The sequence below is a fragment of the Brachymonas moutaii (nom. illeg.) genome, assembly GCF_049977365.1.
Taxonomy (GTDB): domain Bacteria; phylum Pseudomonadota; class Gammaproteobacteria; order Burkholderiales; family Burkholderiaceae_C; genus Brachymonas.
The window spans coordinates 1-208 of record NZ_JBNGEN010000054.1 but is presented as its reverse complement, the minus strand read 5'-3'; the positions used below and the strand labels follow the sequence as shown (position 1 = coordinate 208).

The following is a 208-nucleotide window of genomic DNA, read 5'->3' as shown; positions in this document are numbered from 1 at the left end:
CGGAAATTCCCGCAGCGGCAGATGGTGAATGATGACTTCATCCTTGAATATTTTTCCGATGTCGACCTCTGCAGTGTGGAAAGTTCCATCCTTCGATTTCCAGGACACCCTGGCGGGCGCTGGAAAATTCCGGATCCCAATATAGCCACCACCACCGGCCTTCTTCAATGCACTCTCACCTTCCGATCCGGCCCACTCCGAAAAAGAT

Annotated in this window: 1 protein-coding gene; it reads right to left on the bottom strand. The window is 52.4% G+C overall.

The genetic code is table 11. The features are described 5' to 3' along the window. The coding region (locus ACP2WS_RS11390) for a hypothetical protein (RefSeq protein ID WP_426460870.1) at positions 1-208 on the bottom strand (208 nt) is incomplete at both ends.